The organism is Buttiauxella brennerae ATCC 51605 (genome assembly GCF_001654925.1).
GTDB lineage: Bacteria > Pseudomonadota > Gammaproteobacteria > Enterobacterales > Enterobacteriaceae > Buttiauxella > Buttiauxella brennerae.
The window spans coordinates 123,341-142,543 of sequence record NZ_LXER01000011.1 but is presented as its reverse complement, the minus strand read 5'-3'; the positions used below and the strand labels follow the sequence as shown (position 1 = coordinate 142,543).

Annotated in this window: 22 protein-coding genes; 7 read left to right on the top strand and 15 right to left on the bottom strand. The window is 48.3% G+C overall.

Annotated elements, in window-relative coordinates:
- The 3 genes from M975_RS05960 to M975_RS05950 are packed head-to-tail and all read left to right on the top strand — an operon-like array spanning position 1 to position 4,063.
- Positions 1-2,220, top strand: a complete 2,220-nt coding sequence (locus M975_RS05960; RefSeq protein WP_083967842.1) for an EAL domain-containing protein — start codon at positions 1-3, stop codon at positions 2,218-2,220.
- 32 nt (positions 2,221-2,252) lie between these two features.
- Complete coding sequence (locus M975_RS05955) at positions 2,253-3,128, top strand: amino acid ABC transporter substrate-binding protein (RefSeq protein WP_167350530.1); 876 nt, start codon at positions 2,253-2,255, stop codon at positions 3,126-3,128.
- A gap of 53 nt (positions 3,129-3,181) precedes the next feature.
- Positions 3,182-4,063, top strand: coding sequence for a transporter substrate-binding domain-containing protein (locus tag M975_RS05950; RefSeq protein WP_167350529.1), 882 nt, complete (start codon positions 3,182-3,184; stop codon positions 4,061-4,063).
- Positions 4,064-4,149: 86 nt separating this feature from the next.
- Here M975_RS05950 and M975_RS05945 read toward each other — a convergent pair whose 3' ends face one another.
- Together M975_RS05945 and M975_RS05940 are read right to left on the bottom strand one after the other, a co-directional pair.
- Complete coding sequence (locus M975_RS05945; RefSeq protein WP_064557936.1) at positions 4,150-4,464, bottom strand: hypothetical protein; 315 nt, start codon at positions 4,462-4,464, stop codon at positions 4,150-4,152.
- A gap of 304 nt (positions 4,465-4,768) precedes the next feature.
- Positions 4,769-4,975, bottom strand: a complete 207-nt coding sequence (locus M975_RS05940) for a hypothetical protein (protein WP_064557935.1) — start codon at positions 4,973-4,975, stop codon at positions 4,769-4,771.
- Between the two features lie 384 nt (positions 4,976-5,359).
- On the opposite strand from M975_RS05940, the gene ynhH reads away from it, so the two are divergent.
- From ynhH to M975_RS05930, 3 genes are all read left to right on the top strand, one after another.
- Positions 5,360-5,584, top strand: coding sequence for a protein YnhH (gene ynhH, locus M975_RS23550; RefSeq protein WP_425338994.1), 225 nt, complete (start codon positions 5,360-5,362; stop codon positions 5,582-5,584).
- Entirely contained in the window at positions 5,581-6,993 is a 1,413-nt protein-coding gene (pykF, locus tag M975_RS05935; protein ID WP_064518368.1) for a pyruvate kinase PykF, read from the top strand. Before ynhH ends, pykF begins: the two co-directional genes overlap by 4 nt.
- A 308-nt stretch (positions 6,994-7,301) precedes the next feature.
- Positions 7,302-7,538, top strand: a complete 237-nt coding sequence (locus M975_RS05930; RefSeq protein ID WP_034455915.1) for a major outer membrane lipoprotein — start codon at positions 7,302-7,304, stop codon at positions 7,536-7,538.
- Positions 7,539-7,613: 75 nt separating this feature from the next.
- Here M975_RS05930 and ldtE read toward each other — a convergent pair whose 3' ends face one another.
- The 7 genes from ldtE to sufA all read right to left on the bottom strand — a co-directional run bounded on the left by ldtE (position 7,614) and on the right by sufA (position 14,290).
- Positions 7,614-8,663 carry a L,D-transpeptidase LdtE gene (ldtE, locus tag M975_RS05925; RefSeq protein WP_064557934.1) on the bottom strand — a complete coding sequence of 350 codons (1,050 nt, stop codon included), beginning with the start codon at positions 8,661-8,663 and terminating at the stop codon, positions 7,614-7,616.
- 100 nt (positions 8,664-8,763) lie between these two features.
- On the bottom strand, positions 8,764-9,180 hold the full coding sequence (sufE, locus tag M975_RS05920; protein WP_064557933.1) for a cysteine desulfuration protein SufE: 417 nt from the start codon (positions 9,178-9,180) through the stop codon (positions 8,764-8,766).
- Positions 9,181-9,193: 13 nt separating this feature from the next.
- Positions 9,194-10,414 (bottom strand): cysteine desulfurase SufS, encoded by a 1,221-nt coding sequence (sufS, locus tag M975_RS05915; protein WP_064557932.1) that lies wholly within the window; start codon positions 10,412-10,414, stop codon positions 9,194-9,196.
- Positions 10,411-11,691: a Fe-S cluster assembly protein SufD gene (gene sufD / locus M975_RS05910; RefSeq protein WP_064557931.1), complete on the bottom strand. Its 1,281-nt coding sequence runs from the start codon at positions 11,689-11,691 to the stop codon at positions 10,411-10,413. The genes sufS and sufD overlap by 4 nt, the downstream gene beginning before the upstream one ends.
- Positions 11,666-12,412 carry a Fe-S cluster assembly ATPase SufC gene (gene sufC, locus M975_RS05905; protein WP_064518357.1) on the bottom strand — a complete coding sequence of 249 codons (747 nt, stop codon included), beginning with the start codon at positions 12,410-12,412 and terminating at the stop codon, positions 11,666-11,668. The genes sufD and sufC overlap by 26 nt, the downstream gene beginning before the upstream one ends.
- A 16-nt stretch (positions 12,413-12,428) precedes the next feature.
- Positions 12,429-13,913, bottom strand: a complete 1,485-nt coding sequence (gene sufB / locus M975_RS05900; protein WP_064518354.1) for a Fe-S cluster assembly protein SufB — start codon at positions 13,911-13,913, stop codon at positions 12,429-12,431.
- Between the two features lie 8 nt (positions 13,914-13,921).
- Positions 13,922-14,290, bottom strand: a complete 369-nt coding sequence (gene sufA / locus M975_RS05895) for a Fe-S cluster assembly scaffold SufA (RefSeq protein ID WP_064557930.1) — start codon at positions 14,288-14,290, stop codon at positions 13,922-13,924.
- 409 nt (positions 14,291-14,699) lie between these two features.
- Here sufA and M975_RS05890 point away from each other — a divergent pair, with 409 nt between their 5' ends.
- Positions 14,700-15,221 carry a GNAT family N-acetyltransferase gene (locus tag M975_RS05890; protein ID WP_064557929.1) on the top strand — a complete coding sequence of 174 codons (522 nt, stop codon included), beginning with the start codon at positions 14,700-14,702 and terminating at the stop codon, positions 15,219-15,221.
- 25 nt (positions 15,222-15,246) lie between these two features.
- On the opposite strand, the gene M975_RS23075 is transcribed toward M975_RS05890, so the two are convergent.
- The 6 genes from M975_RS23075 to M975_RS05865 all read right to left on the bottom strand — a co-directional run bounded on the left by M975_RS23075 (position 15,247) and on the right by M975_RS05865 (position 19,051).
- Positions 15,247-15,408, bottom strand: a complete 162-nt coding sequence (locus M975_RS23075; protein ID WP_167350528.1) for a hypothetical protein — start codon at positions 15,406-15,408, stop codon at positions 15,247-15,249.
- 182 nt (positions 15,409-15,590) lie between these two features.
- Positions 15,591-16,091: a GlcG/HbpS family heme-binding protein gene (locus tag M975_RS05885; RefSeq protein WP_064557928.1), complete on the bottom strand. Its 501-nt coding sequence runs from the start codon at positions 16,089-16,091 to the stop codon at positions 15,591-15,593.
- A gap of 101 nt (positions 16,092-16,192) precedes the next feature.
- The gene (locus tag M975_RS05880) at positions 16,193-16,807 is read right to left on the bottom strand and encodes a response regulator transcription factor (protein ID WP_064557927.1); all 615 of its coding nucleotides are present in this window, start codon (positions 16,805-16,807) and stop codon (positions 16,193-16,195) included.
- The gene (locus M975_RS05875; RefSeq protein ID WP_064557926.1) at positions 16,807-18,120 is read right to left on the bottom strand and encodes a sensor histidine kinase; all 1,314 of its coding nucleotides are present in this window, start codon (positions 18,118-18,120) and stop codon (positions 16,807-16,809) included. The genes M975_RS05880 and M975_RS05875 overlap by 1 nt, the downstream gene beginning before the upstream one ends.
- 34 nt (positions 18,121-18,154) lie before the next feature.
- Positions 18,155-18,580 (bottom strand): nucleoside triphosphatase NudI, encoded by a 426-nt coding sequence (gene nudI, locus M975_RS05870; RefSeq protein WP_064557925.1) that lies wholly within the window; start codon positions 18,578-18,580, stop codon positions 18,155-18,157.
- 186 nt (positions 18,581-18,766) lie between these two features.
- Positions 18,767-19,051, bottom strand: coding sequence for a hypothetical protein (locus tag M975_RS05865; protein ID WP_064557924.1), 285 nt, complete (start codon positions 19,049-19,051; stop codon positions 18,767-18,769).
- Positions 19,052-19,203: the final 152 nt, after the last annotated feature.

Genomic DNA, 19,203 nt, shown 5'->3' with positions numbered 1-19,203 from the left:
ATGGTTGATAAAGAGCTCATGCACCGTGACGTTGTACCGCTCAATGAAGCGGATACCCCTTCACGTGACAGATATCACTGGTACCATTCAATTACCGGGAAAGTGGCTATCTACCTGATGCTGGGGATTTTAATTGCCTATGGTGTGGGTTCAGGTGCAGGCGTTTTTGAAGTTAACCGTATTTCTCATGAACAGTGGTTTAAACAAGCCGCGACCAATTCTCAAATTACCAGTTACGTCATTCGCAATATTTACACCTCGGTGACCGTTAAATCTAATCACGAAGGGCAAGTTATTTCTATTGAGTCCGAGCTGCCGTTAGGTGATGACGAAACCGTGATCCAGACAGGTTTTAACCCATCCGATATGCTCACGCTGGTATCCACACAAACTCATAATCCAGCCTGGCTGTTGTTATATGACACAAAACAAGGCTTTACCGATACTGAAAATGGGCAAAAAATTACCATCGTTGACGACAGCCCAAATGCTTTGGCATTAGAAGAATATTATCGTGGCTTTGCCACTATCGGCGGCAAAGAGTATTTCGTCGGCTCGATTCCTATCGTTAACTTGTCAGGCAAACTGATCGGCGCGGTTGTCAGTAGCATCGGTGAACGCGACGCGCTGTCTGCCACCCATAATCAGTTGTTAAAAAATACACTGATGATGCTGATTTTGATTCTTGGCATTACCGTCGTAGTCGTTAACTGGCTGGTTCGTAACCTCTTCCGCCCGGTTCCACGGCTTATCCAGGCAGTGACTCTGATAGCCGATGAAAAAACCGACCATGTCACCCCATTCCAGAATCAAGATGATGAAATAGGTGAACTGGCGAAAGCGATTGAAAAGCTGCGCGTGGCAATGGTGGATCGCGGGTATCTGCAACGCATGCAAGAGATGGCGCAAAAAATGGAGTATATGGCGCACCATGACTCACTGACACGGCTTCCCAATAGGGTTGCCTACAGAAACTCCATCGACGACCGGTTGATTAAACTCAGAACTGAAGGTTGTATCTTCAACCTGTTACTGATCGACCTGGATAATTTTAAACCCGTTAATGATACCTATGGCCATGTCGTTGGCGATGAGTTGCTGGTTGAGTCTGCCGCCCGCCTGTCTGCCCTTCTGCATGAAGGAGATATCGCTATTCGCCTTGGCGGTGACGAATTTGCCATTCTTCAGCATGTTCACCAGGATTCCATTTCTGAGGCAGAAGCGCTGGCACAGAACGTATTACAGGCACTTCATCACCCCTTCGCCTGTAGCGGGCATATTTTTTCTATTAGTTGCAGCATCGGTATTTCTTGTGCACCACGCCATGGTAATACCCGTGAAGATTTATTTGCTCACGCTGACCTTGCGCTCTACACCTCGAAAAGTTTCGGGCGTAATTGTTTCCATTTCTATTCCCATGGCATGACGATGAACCCGTCGAATAACCTGCAATTTAGCCAGGAAATAGAGAACGGCATCAGAAACAATGAGTTCTTCCTGCATTACCAAAAAATTGTCCGCATCGGAAATGGCAGCACTGAAGGTTATGAAGCACTCGTGCGCTGGCAACATCCAATGCGTGGCCAACTGCAGCCCCACCATTTTATCTCTGTATCTGAAGATATTGGGCTTATCGCGAAATTAGGTGAATGGCTGATACGCAGCGCCTGCATGGACGCCGCCCACTGGCCGCTGAACAAAACGGTATGGGTAAACGTCTCCCCGCATCAACTGCGTAGCCCAGGAATATTGGATACCATTCGTAGCGCATTACAAGACAGTGGCCTTGAGGCTTCAAGGCTTGAAATTGAAATAACCGGTTCTGAACAACTCGACCGCGAAGACACGCTCCCCATTCTCAATGCTATTCAGGCGCTAGGGGTTGGGCTTGTTCTGGATGAGTTTGGCACCGGTTTTGCCACGCTCGACTACCTGATCATTTTCCCGTTCACGCACATTAAAATTGCGCGTTCTTTGATTGATGTGCTCGATAAGTGCGAAGACAGTCAGGTGTTAGTTGGCATGTTGGTTCGATACGCGCTACAACGCGGATTGAAGGTTACCGCTGAAGGTGTTGAAACCGCGCAACAGTATGAGTTTTTAGCCTCTCTTGGGCATGGGGAAGTGACGGTGCAAGGCTATTATTTTGGTCGTGCCATCGAAAATAGCAGTGTAACGATGGAGTTAGAGCAGGAAAAAATGGAAGTCACATGCGATTAATAAACACATATTGCTACCCACCGCTGTTTTCAATGGTTGCCGTGTTTTTGGTGGCGTTCAGCCTGCTTGCCCCCACCACCAGCAGAGCCGACGATCTTTTATCAAGCATTGTACAAACAAAGACCATTACTCTGAGCTACCAGAAGGATGTGTTCCCTTTTTCGTATTTTGAAGATAACAAACCGCAAGGTTACTCCATTGATATATGCCATCGGCTGGTTGATTTGCTCAAACAGGAGCTTCACCTCTCGACGCTGAAAATCAAATGGGTTCCTGTCACCACCGCCACTCAATTTTTAACCATTAAAAATAAATCCATCGGGATGGGGTGCATCCCAACCATCGGTACGGTTGAACGGCAAAAAATAGTGACTTTTTCTGAGCCCTACTTCTTCTCGGATACTCGCTTTGTCTCGCGAAAAGAAGATGATATCTCGGATATTAATCAGCTAAATGGGCACACCGTGATGGTGAAAAGTGGGACTGTGTTTGTCAAACATATCCAGCAAGCGAATATTCAGCATCAGCTTTCCCTTAACATTGACCTCGGCACGGACAACATGACGGCTTTCTCAGAGCTCGAAAGCGGTAAATTACCGGCCATCGTCTCAAGCGATGTGCTAATACTTGCGCAGATGGCGCTGTCAGGGCACCCGCAAGCATTCAGCATGTCGGATGATGCCCTTAGCCCGCGCCTGCCGATTGCCATCCCCATGCAGAAAGGTAATCCGGAGTTTACCGAGTTGGTTAACCACTCATTAAAACAATTGATGCAAAGCAAAGAATTCTCAGCTCTTTATAGCAAATGGTTTTTGCAGCCGATAATGCCCGAGGGTATTACGCTTAATTTGCCATTATCGCCAGAATTACAGCAGTCTATCGCGTCGGCAAAACATTATTCTTACTAAAAATTTTCCGCTGTTCCTACACCTCTATGATAACGGTCAACCTTAAAAAATTGATGAAAAAGAAATATATGCTTAATTACCTCCTGAGTTTGCTGCTAGTTTGTTACGCAAGTCTGGTACAGGCTGAAACGAACATGCCCACACTGGAGAGAATATCCCAAAATAAAATCATTAATATTGGCTATCGCGATGCCGCACCCTACTCTTATAAAACCAGCGACGGACATGTGGTGGGTTATGTTATTGAACTGTGCAAAGATGTCACAAAGGCATTGAAAAAAAACCTGCACATTAACGATCTGGTTGTTAATTACATTCCTGTTCCGATAACCATGCGCACCACGATGCTCAACCATAACATTATTGATATGGACTGCTCGGTGAATACCGATACGGCGAAACGCGAAAGTGTGGTTCTTTTTTCCCGCCATTACCTTTCTGTTTACACTCGCTTCGGTACAAGATCAGGCAATACTATTTATTCCATCGCTGATTTAACTGGTAAAACCACCAGCGTGACAAAAGGGACTTCGGATTTAATTGAGATTAATATCCTTAACCGTGAACAGCAGCTCAATCTTTTGCTTCTTTCATTGCCTACAATGAATGAATCATTTGAAGCCATGAGTACTCATAAAAGTTTTGCGACAGCCATAAATGAAGTCTCACTCAAGCAACTCATTGAAAGTAGTGAAGACCCTAAAGCATATCAGATGTCTGAACTGACATTGGGAAAACCGCTAGATCTCGGCATCATGCTACGTCATGACGACATAGCATTTAAGAAAATCGTTGATGAAGCGCTTTCCGCTCGATTTAAACGTGATGATTTCAGAGAGTTTTATGAGCAATGGTTTAATAGCAAGTTACCAGGCAAAAACATTAACCTTCATATGCCACTAACACCTGAGTTGTATCGGTATCTGATAAAATAACAGCCGTGTTTATATGATGGAATTGCCGTACTGAAGATATAAAAAAGGGAGAAAGATAACTTTCTCCCATAATGCACAAACTCTAATTACATCAATTGCAAAACCATGCAGACAGACATTCCGCATAATACACCGTATAGCAGGTTATTCTGCGCTGTTTTACGTACGCGTTTTTGTGAGTGGATGGTGACATCTTCCAGTCTTTTACGTACATTGCGAGAAGCCTGAACATGGTGTGATATTACATCTTTTGAACAGTGCCGGAACCTTGCGATATCATCCCGAATAAACTCATCAACTACGCCTTTATTGGCTTTGAGTTCGCGGACAATTCCTTCAAGCATTTTTTCCATGCCTTTTACCCGCAGGACAACATCTTCTTCCATTTCCAGTGACAGCATAATCCAAATCCATGATTAATAATAACACTCGGGGGTAATTCATTTACCGCCCATCCCTTTCAGAGTAATAATGTCGTTAAGAAACGACCTAATCAAGATAATAAACATTAATAAAACTTAAGTTGAAAATAATTCAGGTGAATTGATGCAATAGTGTTCATCCGTAAAAAATGAATAACCACACTATTGATTTGTTATCGAGTAAAAACTTTAGGCAATAAAGGAATGAATGGAGAAAGACGACACACCTGCATCCCTGCAGCGTGGACTGTAGCAACGACCTGCAACATAACCAGGCAATAGCTTACTTCTGTGGGGTTATGCGGTTTGCCAGTATAGAAAGGTTGCTATCCGGGAATGGGCTTTCCATAGCAAAGTCCCATTCATGTGCCGCACACACGCCTTCTTTCTCACCAAGGTTTTCACATTCAGCAATCCGCTTCGCCGGAGCATTCGCACAAGCCGCTAAGAAAGCCACCACAATGAAACCAGGAATTACTAACTTAATCATTCAAACACTCTTCACTAAAATAAAACCATCAAACAGGTGTGGTTATCCAACTCACCCTGAACAAAAATCGTGCGCCATGCAAACCCACAGGCATAACACATGCCGTTCCCAGTACTCGCGAAAGGCAAAGTCAGTATATTCTGCAAATAAATTTTAATAAATCATTTAAATTTGAAGCACTGATTAGAAAGCGTGATGTGTTTTTGTTTCGTTGCCCAAAGATTCCTGTTAATCTGCCCTATCTGTTTTTTCTTTCACTCATCCCATTAATAGTTCTTTAACGCATTGATAACACTTCGCTGTATTTATGCGCATTCCGATTTTGAAACGGCGTTTTTAATTCCTTTCCCGACAAGTTGTCTCTATAATAGGTGAGGTCTTGACTTGAATGGTTTCAGCGCATTGAACTGTCCTAATAAACTAGAAAGCAATCAATATCCCCGGCAGGCTGAACCGCAAGCACACTTTCCTCTGCACGCTTTATTTCTGTCACCTATCCTTACCGGGTGGCACATGAACAATACCAGCTTTAGTTTGCGCTCCGGCGCCCGTATCGACCGGAACCGAATTTTCACATTCCTTCTCAACTTACAGATAAGACTGTCATGAAAAAGACTAAAATTGTTTGCACCATCGGTCCAAAAACCGAATCCGAAGAAATGCTGAGCAAAATGCTTGATGCCGGCATGAACGTAATGCGTCTGAACTTCTCCCACGGTGACTACGAAGAACACGGTCAGCGTATCAAGAACCTGCGCAACGTGATGGAAAAGTCTGGTAAGAAAGCAGCTATCCTGCTGGACACCAAAGGCCCTGAAATCCGTACGATCAAACTGGAAGGCGGCAACGACGTTTCCCTGAAAGCGGGCCAGACCTTTACTTTCACCACTGACAAAACTGTTGTGGGTAACAGCGATATCGTTGCTGTCACTTACGAAGGTTTCACCAGCGACCTGAGCGTGGGTAACACCGTACTGGTAGACGATGGTCTGATCGGTATGGAAGTGACTGCAATCGAAGGCAAAAACGTTGTTTGTAAAGTGCTGAACAACGGTGACCTGGGCGAAAACAAAGGCGTTAACCTGCCAGGTGTTTCCATCGCGCTGCCAGCTCTGGCTGAAAAAGACAAGCAAGACCTGGTCTTCGGTTGCGAGCAAGGCGTTGACTTCGTTGCTGCGTCCTTTATCCGTAAACGTTCTGACGTCGTTGAAATCCGTGAGCACTTAAAAGCTCATGGCGGCGAAAACATCCAGATCATCTCCAAAATCGAAAACCAGGAAGGCCTGAACAACTTCGACGAAATCCTCGAAGCTTCTGACGGCATCATGGTTGCTCGTGGTGACCTGGGCGTTGAAATCCCGGTTGAAGAAGTTATCTTCGCGCAGAAGATGATGATCGAGAAATGTGTTCGTGCACGTAAAGTTGTTATCACCGCAACTCAGATGCTCGACTCCATGATCAAAAACCCGCGCCCTACCCGTGCAGAAGCTGGTGACGTTGCTAACGCCATCATCGACGGCACCGACGCAGTGATGCTGTCTGGTGAGTCTGCTAAAGGTAAATACCCACTGGAAGCTGTGACCATCATGGCAACCATCTGTGAGCGTACTGACCGCGTGATGACCAGCCGTCTGGATAACAATCAGGACAGCCGTAAACTGCGTATCACCGAAGCAGTTTGCCGTGGTGCAGTAGAAACTGCAGAAAAACTGGACGCGCCGGTTGTTGTTGTTGCAACGCAAGGCGGTAAATCTGCTAAAGCTGTGCGCAAATACTTCCCTAACGCAACCATCCTTGCGCTGACCACCAACGAAGTGACTGCTCGCCAGTTAGTTCTGAGCAAAGGTGTCATTCCACAGCTGGTTAAAGAAATCGCATCTACTGATGATTTCTACCGTCTGGGTAAAGAAGTTGCACTGGAAAGCGGTCTGGCTCGCAAAGGCGACATCGTAGTCATGGTTTCTGGTGCTCTGGTACCAAGCGGCACAACCAATACTGCATCTGTTCACGTCCTGTAAATTTCCTGTGAACGAATATTTTGCTTAAAAAGCGCCCTCGGGCGCTTTTTTTATTCTGTTTAGTAGCCACTCTGAGTTAAAAAGCAAATCGGCCTGCTCTATTTAAGTCGCAATTTAGTAAGATGAATCCGATTAAAATCCTCTGTTTTTTCTCTTTTTTTTTTAATTTTGACCCCGGTTCGGTGTTTCTTTGAGCGAACGATCAAATTTAAGTGCATTCCCATCAAAAATTTATTCTCAAGATAAAAAACTTTGTGTAATACTTGTAACGCTACATGGAGATTAACTCAATCTAGAGGGTATTAATAATGAATCGTACTAAACTGGTACTGGGCGCGGTAATCCTGGCTTCTACTATGCTGGCAGGTTGTTCTTCTAACGCTAAAATTGATCAACTGTCTTCTGACGTTCAGACTCTGAACGCTAAAGTTGATCAGCTGAGCAACGACGTGAACGCAATGCGTTCTGACGTTCAAGCTGCTAAAGACGACGCAGCACGCGCTAACCAGCGTCTGGACAACCAAGCTCACTCTTACCGTAAGTAAGAGTACTTGTATTAAAATGGCGCACATTGTGCGCCATTTTTTTTGCCTGAAATCTCTGAACCACGCCAAACCCGCTTAATTCATCACCACGCTGTTTTGCCCGCTAACTGCGCTCACACTACTACGTTCTACCGGCGCACTGCCTGTCGTCGTCCTGACGCTCTGTATTGGCGTGATATTCACCGGTTGTGACGGCACACCCTGCGGCGCGTTCACTAGCACCGGATAACCCGACCTTCTCGAGATAGCACTATCGACCTGCGCTTTGTCACTCATTGGGCTGTCGATAAACGACCCAAACGAAGCTGAAATCGCAATCGGGACTGTTTGTGGGTTTTCCCAATCGTTGCGCGATAGCGGCTGATGCACTTCCACATAGCGCCTGCCATCAGGCTCAGTGCTGAATTTCACCGGTTCGTTGATAATTTGCACTCTCGTGCCCCAGGCGACCTGGCTGAATAACGCTTTAATATCTGGCGCTCGCATACGCATACAACCCGAACTCACCCGCAAACCGATGCTATTACGCGCATTAGTGCCATGAATCAGGTATTCACCACCGCCCTGCTCAAGACGTAAAGCATAGCGACCCAGCGGGTTATTTGGCCCCGCAGGCACGACAGCAGGCAGCGTAATACCCTGCGCTGCGGAACGCGCACGAATATTGGCGGTTGGCGTCCAGGTTGGATTCGGGATTTTCTGGCTGATGCGTGTCACCATCACAGGCGTTTCGCGCCCAAGCTGGCCAATTCCCAGCGGGTAGACTTCAACACGATTCTGCCCAGGCGGGTAATAATACAGCCGCAGCTCGGCAAGATTGATAACAATCCCCTCTCGCGGCGTATCCGGCAGGATCATTTGCGACGGAATCGTTATCTCACTGCCCGCTTTTGGCAGGAAGGGATCGACAGTATTGTTTGCCTCAAGCAGTAATAACACGCCGGTATTATATTTCGCGGCAACCGCTTCAAGGTTTTTACCATCATCAGGCACGATATAAGTTTGGTTTTCGCCAATTATCCGGCTACCCGGCGGCGGGAGTAAATAATCGACAGCCCACGCCGACTGGCTTGCCGCCAGGGCGCTAATCAAAAGTAATGTTATTTGAGAGAACGCGCGTTTCATACTGAATTCCTGTATTCACCGGCTGAATGCCGGAATGCTGAAAGCCATGCGAGGTAATAGAATTACCTCGCGTTAACAGGATGAAAGCTGTTCTTTGAGTTTAGCTAAGATTGGCGGATTTGGTGCGAATAGCACGGATCATTGCTTCAAGCCCTTGAGAACGAGACGGTGTAAGATGTTGAGCCAGTTCAAGTTTCTCGAACCACGGGCGAACATCAAACGCGACAATATCCTGCGAAGTCATCTGTTGGTAGAGAATAAACACGATAGCAATCAGGCCTTTGACGATAGCAGCGTCGCTGTCACCCTCAAGGGTAATCACGCCATCAGGTTGCTGGTGCATCACAATCCACACCTGGCTCTGGCAGCCCTGAATGATATTTTCTGGCTTGTGATCAGCTTGCGCTAATTCAGGCAGGCGCGCGCCCAGCTCAATAATATAGAGATATTTCTCTTCCCAGTTGCTACAGCGGCTGAAGTTTTTCAGCAATTTATCTTTATCTGGCAACGTAGCCATGGCTTTCTCCCTGTTAGCCCAGAAGGCGATGAATGCGCTGTAAACCTGCCACCAGGCGGTCGACTTCTTCTTCGGTGTTGTACATAGCAAATGAAGCGCGGCACATTGCCGGAACATTATAAAATGCCATCAGCGGCATCGCGCAATGGTGGCCGGTGCGCACCGCAATACCGTAGTTATCAAGGAAGCTGCCCACGTCATAAGCGTGATGCTTACCAAGATTAAAGGCGATAACCCCAAGACGATGTTCAGGGCCGTAGAGGGTCAAATCAGGAACCGCCTTTAACGCCTGCTGCGCGTAACGCATGAGGGAGTGCTCATACTCACTGACCTCGGCAAGATTCAGGCTCTCCACGTAGCGTAGAGCCGCTCCCAGCCCGATAATCCCGGCAGTATTAGGTGTGCCCGCCTCGAAACGCCACGGCGCTGCGGCATACGTGGTGCCTTCTGTCAGACTGACACTTGCGATCATCGACCCGCCCCCTTCCCACGGTGGCATGTTTTGCAGGATCTCCTCGCGCGCATACAGCACGCCAATCCCGGTCGGCCCATAAATTTTGTGGCCGGAGAAAAGATAGAAATCGCAATCCATCGCCTGCACGTCAATGGCGTGGTGCATAATCGCCTGCGCGCCATCCACCAGCACTTTCACGCCTGCCTGATGCGCGGTGGCAATCATTTCACGTACCGGGTTTTCTGTGCCGAGCACATTAGAAACCTGGGTAATTGCTAACAGTTTTGTGCGCTCATCAATCAACGTCGGGAACACATCAAGCTGCAAAGTGCCGTCTTGATTGAGCGGAATAACGCGCAGCGTAGCGCCCGTCTGCTCGCAGAGCATTTGCCATGGCACGATATTGGCGTGGTGCTCCATCGCGGAAATAATGATGTTATCCCCGGACTTGATATTGGCGCGCCCCCAGCTATTAGCAACCAGATTAATCCCTTCGGTTGTCCCGCGAACAAAGACAATTTCTTCCGGAGTTCGTGCATTAATAAAGCCCGCAACCTGATTACGCACGTTCTCCATCAACTGGGTGGCTTCTGCACTCAGCGTGTGGATACCGCGATGCACCGCCGCATAACCATGGCTGTAAAAATCCAGTTCGGCATTAATCACCGCCTGTGGTTTTTGCGCACTGGCAGCGCTGTCTAAATAGACCAGCGGCTGCCCATTCACTTCCCGGCTCAGAATCGGGAAATCAGCACGCACCCGTTCTATGGAAAAACTCATGCAACGCCTCCTGCAAAGCGCTGGCCGATACGCGCCAGCACCTGCTGTTTTAATGCCCCGTCACTGATACTTTCCGTAAGCTGCGCAGCAAAGGCAAAAATAATCATCTGAAGTGCGGCTTGTTCTTTGATCCCGCGTGAGCGCAGATAGAACATCTGTTCGTCGTCAATACGGCCAATCGTGGCACCGTGGCTGCATTTCACATCATCGGCGTAGATTTCCAGTTGCGGCTTAGTGTCCACTTCCGCAAGACGCCCGAGCAACAGGTTATTGTTGGTCATCTGCCCGTCGGTTTTAATCGCGTGCTGCGCCACTTTGATCATGCCGTTAAATACCGCACGACCTTTGTCACGCACGATAGTTTTATGTAACTGGCGGCTATTACAGTAGCCCTTGTTATGTTCAAGCCAGGTACGGGTGTCGCACACTTCGTTGTTGATTGGCAACGCCAGGCTGTTCATATGCAGTTGCGTGTTCTCGCCGTTTAATTGCGCACTGGTGTTGTGGCGTAATACCGCAGCCCCCAGCAAGAAGCTGTTGCTTTCAACTGTCGCATCCTGACCAACGATTAAATCATTATGGGCAAAGTGATAGCTTTGAGCGTTTTCAAAAGCCATTTTGTCGTGATGCAACTGGCTGTTTGCGCCAACTTCAGCTGTAAAACGCGCCCCGGTAAAATGGGCGTGCTCATCAAGGCTGACGTAATGCTCAATCACCGTTGCCTTAGCACCTTCGCCAAGCGACAAGTGGTGGCGATAATGCGCGGTATTCATCTCGCCCAGCTCACTGCCCCGGCTAATGTGCATCAGCAACAGTGGTTTCGCCGGGCTGTGATTACGCGCCACGCGCATGTGGGTCACCGTTTCAGCCAGACTTTCAGTCAGATGCAAAAACACTTCGCCCTGCACTGCCGCCGGTAGCGAGTCGCGCGCTTCGTCAACCGTCACCTCAAAACCACTGTGGGTTAAATCGTCACTCAATTGTGCACTGAAGCGCCCGTCGACAAACACCAGCCGCCACGCATCCACTGACAACGCCAGCGCATCGCGTTGAGTCTCAGTTAATGCCTCAGGTGCAGGCAAGACAAACTGGTTATTGAGCAGCCCTTCAAGCGGGGTGTATTTCCAGTTCTCGTGTTTACGAGTCGGCAGACCCAGGCGCAGCATTTGCTGCATATGTTCCTGAGCTTCTTTGCTGCGTTTGTCGCCCTGCGTTTCAAACAGGTGGTGCCACTGTTGCAGGGCGTTGCCGTTACTGCTGTTCGGTAAGCCAGCCATAACCCTGCTCCTCCAGTTGTTTCACCAGACTGAAATCACCCGATTTCACAATTTTCCCCTGATACAACACATGAACAAAATCAGGTTTGATGTAGTCAAGAATGCGCTGGTAGTGTGTGACGATAATGAACGAACGGTTGCCATCACGCAGGGAATTAACCCCTTCCGCCACGATTTTTAAGGCATCGATGTCTAGTCCAGAATCGGTCTCGTCAAGAATGCAAAGTTCAGGTTCAAGAACCGCCATCTGCAAAATGTCGTTGCGTTTTTTCTCACCACCGGAGAAACCCACATTCACCGAACGAGTCAGCAAATCTTCTGGCATCTTCAGCAATTTGATTTTCTCTTCCATCAAATCCTGAAAATCAAAACGGTCGAGTTCTTCGAGACCGCGATATTCGCGCACCGCATTGAGCGCGGTTTGCAGGAAGAACTGGTTGCTAACGCCGGGAATTTCCACCGGGTACTGAAACGCCATAAAGATGCCTTCGCCCGCGCGATCTTCGGGTGATAACTCCAGCAGGTCTTTGCCTTTAAAATGGACCTCGCCCCCGGTGACTTCATAGTCATCACGCCCGGCAAGCGTTGCGGAAAGCGTACTTTTCCCTGAGCCATTCGGCCCCATAATGGCGTGCACTTCGCCGGGTTTCACTTCAAGGCTCAAACCGCGCAGGATCTCTTTGTCCTCAACGCTTACCTGTAAATCTTTAATGCTCAGCATAATTTTCCCTTAATCCTTAACCGACGCTATGTTCCAGACTGATCGCTAATAATTTTTGTGCTTCCACCGCGAATTCGAGCGGCAATTCTGAGAACACGTCTTTACAGAACCCGTTGACGATCATTGAAATCGCATCGTCCTGGGCTATCCCACGTTGCAGGCAATAGAACAGCTGGTCTTCACCAATGCGCGATGTCGTTGCTTCGTGCTCAAGCTGGGCGGTGTTGTTGCGGCATTCCACATACGGGAAGGTATGCGCGCCACTGTCCGGGCCGATAAGCATTGAGTCGCACTGTGTGAAGTTACGGGCATTAGTCGCCGTTGGCATGATTTTCACCAGGCCGCGATAGCTGTTCTGGCTGTGCCCGGCGGAGATCCCTTTCGAAATAATGGTCGAGCGGGTGTTTTTACCAATATGAATCATCTTGGTGCCGGTATCGGCCTGCTGATTCCCTGCCGTCAGCGCCACCGAGAAGAACTCACCAATCGAGTTATCGCCGCGCAGAATCACACTTGGGTATTTCCAGGTGATCGCCGAGCCGGTTTCAGACTGCGTCCAGGACATTTTGCTGTTAGCCCCTTCGCACAAGGCGCGTTTGGTCACGAAGTTCAGAATGCCGCCAGTGTTGCCGTCACCCGGGAACCAGTTTTGCACCGTGGAATATTTCACTTCGGCATCTTTATGGATGATGACTTCCACCACTGCGGCGTGCAGCTGGTAGCTATCGCGCACCGGTGCCGAGCACCCTTCGATATAGCTGACGTAACTGCCTTCGTCGGCCACTAAAATGGTGCGTTCGAACTGGCCTGTTTTCTCAGCGTTGATGCGGAAATAGGTCGACAGTTCCATCGGGCAACGCACACCTTTCGGAACATAAATAAACGTCCCGTCGGATGCCACTGCGGCGTTGAGGGCCGCAAAAAAGTTATCGTTACTCGGCACGACGGTGCCAAGATATTTCTGCACCAGCTCCGGGAATTCATGAATGGCCTCGCCAAAAGAGCAGAAAATAATGCCCTGTTCAGAGAGTTTTTCACGGTACGTGGTCGCCACAGAAACGGAGTCAAAAATCGCATCCATGGCGATATTCGAGCCTTCGCGCACCGGAACACCGAGCTGTTTAAATGCCTCTTCCACTTCACCGGTCAGATAAGCATTGCTACCAGGCTTCTGGACTGCGCCGGGTTGTGATTCACAGTTATCATCGCAACTGCCGCACGACGGCGCCGAGTAGTAGCTGTAATCCTGATAGTTCAGCTTATCGTAATGGGCCTTCAACCAGTGTGGCTCTTCCATCTCAACCCAGGCGCGATAGGCACTCAGACGAAACTCAAGCATCCACTCAGGCTCATTACGCCGCGCAGAGATTGCCCGCACCACATCCTCATTGATGCCGTGAGCCATTTCGTCGGTTTTCAACTGGGTGAAAAAGCCTTCTTTATAAGAGTGGCCACCCGCCCAGGTTTGCACTTCTTCAGACGTTTCAGTGTTACGTGACATAATCCCGCCTACACCCCAAAGCTTTCACCACAGCCGCATTCGTGCTGTGCTTTCGGGTTGTTGAATTTGAATATTTCGTTTAATCCTTCGCGCACATAATCGACTTCCGTTCCGTCGATGAACGGCATCGCTGAAAGTGGCACCCACAGCTTTGCACCGTCCGTTTCAAATAGGAGGTCGTCAGGTTTAGGCTCTTTGACGGTATCCAGCACATAGCCGAAACCCGCACACCCTGTCTGTTTAATGCCCAAACGCACACCGAGGAAATCCGGCTGCTGGCTGGCCAGTTTGCGAATATGAGCCACAGCATCAGGGGTTAACGTCAGTCCCTTCCAGGCAAACTCACTGGGATCGAAGCTACCGGTTTGCATATCCATAGTTCACCTCTTTATGTTTTGCTGCCCAAAGGCCAATACCCTATGTTAATGATAACTATTATCAATACAACATCCTGGTAACAAGGGTATTCACGAAATGCTGAATTTTTAGGCGCATTAACTAAGGATAGACCCTACTGAAACTCTTGCAGGTGGTGAAAAGAGCTATTTAAGCCACTGAAACTAAGAGGATTAAGCTGAGATAAGAAAGTTTAGGCGATAGAAAGTAAAAGATGTATAGAGAATACCGATTTATGCAATTGGTACTGTAAAAATCCTGAAAACAACGATTTAGAGGCACATCAACAGGTTAACCATTTGTGGTTTAGGGTGGATGCTCGTCAAGGCCAGGAATGTTCTATTGTTTTGGATAAAGTTATAATCGGTAAAACACCCCAAAGATAAAATGATGATAACCATTGAAACCGAAAGACTCATTTTGCGCCCGCAGACCATCACGGATTTTGATGTGTGGTACCCGATGTATGCTGATCCTCAAATTTTCCATGTAACAAATTCGCCAGGATTTACCCCAGAAGAAGGATGGAATCGTATTCTGAGAAATATCGGGCATTGGTCCACTTTTGGATTCGGTATATTTTCCATCTTCCAAAAAACTGACGGTATTTTTTTAGGCGAAACGGGGTTGGCTAATTTCCATCGTGGTATTGATGCGGGCTTTGATAACTGCGCAGAGGCTTCATGGGTGATTTCACGCGCGGCCCAGAGCCGGGGGATTGCAAAGGAAGCTGCTGAGGCCGCACACCAGTGGTATGTTGATTCGTTTGCTCCATCCAGAACAGTGTGTCTCATTGTGAAGCACCACCCGGCCTCAATTCATGTTGCTGAATATCTGGGTTACCGGATTTATGATGAGTACTTATATAAAGGCGCGGAGTGCTTCAAACTCGAATGTTTATGGGAAAAGTAACTCGCTATTGCAGTTTGCTTAAATCTTAATAGCCTGCTGCTTTGTTAGCCGCTTTTATGCGCTTATTTCTTGCGTCTTTTTCGTTTTGATCAGTCGCCTGCATAATTCCACCCGCAGCGTCTATCCAATCACTCGCAGTGCAACCGGATAATGTCAGACTCAACATCAGCGCGAACATATACTTCATTTCAACTCCCTTATTTCCCATATACGGGCAAAAAAACGTCCGTGTAATACGCAAAGCGTATGACGCTAAAGACATTATTTTGACAAAAAATTTGAACATGGGCAAAGGGGAATATACTGCACAACTGTTTTACCCGCAGCGTTGCAGGTTGAAATGCGCCTGCAACGCCGTGAAGACGCTCATCAGGAAGCGTTGAGTGCGGCCTTATTTGCCTCAAGAGCATCAACTGCGCATTGCTGATCCAAATGGCCGCCTGGTGCACCACCAATACCGATGGCTCCGATAGTTTGGTTATCGACCTTCACCGGTACGCCACCGCCCAATAATAAGAAACCAGGTATATCACGCATATTCTGTGCACCCGCGTTATCCTGAGCACTCTTCATCACGTCGCCAGTCGTATTTTTGGTGGTCAGCGCGGTATACGCTTTCATGCGGCTGGCTTCAACGGTATGCGGGCCTGCGTTATCCATACGTTTAACGATTTTCACCACACCGGCACGGTCAACAACGGTTACCGCGACATTGTAATTTTTGGCGCTACAGACCTGAATGGCGCTCTGCGCGAGCTTATCCGCAAACTCGAGGGAGAGATTTTTTTCGGTCAGAACATTGCTGGCAAATGCAGGCATTGCCGCGGCAGTGCTGAACAGAGCAGCCGCCAACAGGATGGATTTTTTCATGGTTTCTTCCCTCAACTCGGTATGATTAATTTACAGGAGTTAAGGTAACCAACCGCGTGATGCGAAACCATTCGGGCGAATACCTGGTAAACCAGGTAATTTTACGTAGTGCTCTTCAACCCACCGTAGATTTTAATCAGTTTTGCCAGCGAGTTAATTTCCAGACGCGCAAACAAGCTCGCGCGATGGGCTTCCACGGTGCGTGGCGATAGGTCTAAAAAACGAGCCATCTCTTTATTTGATTTGCCCTGCATGATTAGCGCCATCACTTCTTGCTCACGGGCAGAAAGTGTCGCCAGTTTCGCCTGCAAATCGGCCTGATTGTCACGCTGCTGCTGGCTCAGTTTTTGCTGCTCGAGGGCGGCACTCACCGTTTCAATCAGCAAATCCGCATCAATGGGTTTAGTCAGAAATTCAAACGCCCCATTTTTAAATGCCCGACGGCAAAGATCGATGCTGCCATGGCCCGTCATCATAATGACCGGCATCGTGCTGCCCATTTGTTCCCAGCTCTCAAGTAGGGTAATCCCGGACTTTCCAGGCATGCGAATATCCAACAGCAAACAGCCGTTGAGAACGCTGAGATCAGGCTGAGAGGCCTGAAAACTCTGCACGCTCTCATAGGACTGGGTTTCCCACCCCATCGTCTCGAGAAGTGCGGTTAACGAAAAGCGTATCGCTTCGTCGTCATCTATAAGATAGATACGTTGTGCCATCACGCCTCCTGTTGCGCGAGCGGAAAAGTCAGTGTGAAGCAGGCGCCGCCGTGGGGAATATTTTCAGCCACTATGCTGCCGTTCAGACGCTGAACCAGCGTTTCGGTTAATGCCATACCCAACCCAAGCCCATCTTTTCGGGTCGTAAAGAATGGCATAAACACTTGCTCCAGAGCCTGATCCGTAAGCCCTGGTCCACCATCTTTCACCGTCAAAATAATGCTGGTCGCAGTTTGGCTGGCATGAACGCAAACCCAGCCTTTTTCCGTTTGCTGCTGTGCCTGAATCGCGTTATTGAGCAGGTTATGGAGAATTTGCTCAATGCCTAATGGTGACGCCATCAGCGCTGGTAAAGATTCAGGGATCTGGTTAATCACATTGATTTTACCCCGCTCAATCTCGTTGCCGAGTAACATCACCACCCTTTCCCAGACCTGGCGCAAATTGACCGGCTGCAACGCTTGTTCATCACTGTGCAGCTTTTCCCGAAATGCTAACAACAGTGCGCTAATGCGCTTAGTTTGTATGACCGAGGCATCCAAAAGTAGCAGGGCTTTATCTGTCTGCTGCTGTTTTATCAAACGCTGTGCGGTTTGCGAATAACTCAGAATAGCCGTCAGTGGTTGATTCAGTTCATGCACCATACCCGCCGCGATTTCGCCCATTGCATTGAGCCGCGCGAGCTCTGAAAAATGAGCGCGTAAGTCGGCAATATTGCGCTGGTGCCTGGTCACCTGATATTGATTATAAAAGTAGATGGCAACCGCCCAGAAAACACCCAGCAGGATGATTAAAAACCAGGGCAACATCCGCCAGTCAGGGTTATTTGTCACCGCCAGATTTAACGGCTGTGTCGGGCTGGCAATGCTTTTCTCCCAACGCCACCCGTCTTTATCCCCACCTTCCCCCTGAGTCAGAAGCGGCGTGCCCTGCCAGCTCAAACTGAAATGACGAAATTTCTGCGTGCGCACGAAATCAGCCAGCAGAGTTGGCAAATCAATCAGCAAAGATCCCTGCGGCGAGTTTATCCAGTAAGTCCCTGCACGTGCCGGGTTGATATCCGGGCGAGGAGGATAGTGAGGACTGGTTTGCCAGCGCAGAATATAGGGGAACTTTTGCTGCACAACTTTCGGGTCGCTGCTGTTCGAAAGCAGCGCGAGAATCACATCGTTTTGTGAAAGCTTAACGGTGATATCGCGATAGAGAATCCGAAACTCCGCGCTTTGTTCTTCATACTGCTGATGCAGCGCATAGACAACCACGCCGCCGCCAGACAGCGCGGTGAGAATCAGCCAGATGAGCGCTTTGAGCATCGCGTTCCTTAATGTGGAAAGGGTTGATCGGGAATCAAATCCAGCCTTTCTTACTGAATGTCACTTTCGTCGCTTCGTTTAAATCGTAGTTGTTCAGCTCAGAATGTTTAACCCAGGCAATATCCTGAAACTCTTCATTAAAAGTCACCTGCCGGTTGGCGCTGACACAGTCAAACATCAGGTAAATCATATAGATTTCTTCTTTCGCCCCGTCTGCATAGGTTTTCACCCGCACATCGTCGGCAAAGGTCCAGGGTTTAACGCTGGTTATCTGTAGCTCAGTGCCCAACTCTTCAGCAATTTCGCGCAGCAAGGCTTCTTCCATTTGTTCACCCGGCTCCATTCCACCGCCGGATAACGCCCATTGCCCCGGAAACACACCGCGATCGTCTGCCATCTTGCACAACAGAACTTCACCATTATTTTCAATAATCGGGCAAACGATAACTCTCTGACGCATACGACCTCCTGATGTTTTTAGTTTTTCTGACGTTAGCAGAAATGCGCTCGTGAGTCTCACCGGGAATAATGGCTATGGCGATGATAATTAGATATTTGCGAGGAGAACGGTAAGTAGGATTTATCGAAATGATCAGAAATTTTGGCATTCTAAGCAGGCGTCAGAATGCCCAATTTAATTATTACGCTAGTTATTTTTAATTACGTCGACAGTATTAGAGACATTATGACCCACGCTTTGAACGTTCGATTTTGTCTGCTTCACATCAGAAACACCGTTTTTCACCGCATCGGGTGTCTGGTCTTTTACGGTTTCTTTGGCATCACAACGCCCGCCTACGCCAACAGTCGCTTTCATCGCGGTGCTTTTAGCCGCTTTAGATACGGTGCAGTCAGGGTTAATTACACCTGCATGGGCAATCTGACTGCCCGCAATGAAAAGTGTTGCCAGTAATAAGGTACGGTGACGCATAAGGAATTCCTTCATAGTGATTTTGGTCGAATAATACTCAGCGAGTATTCCATAATTGCGGTGGAGGAATTGTTTATTTATGTAGGGGAATATTACTTCTGAAACATTATTACCACAAAATAACCACGGGAGTGACATTTGCCGAGCGGATT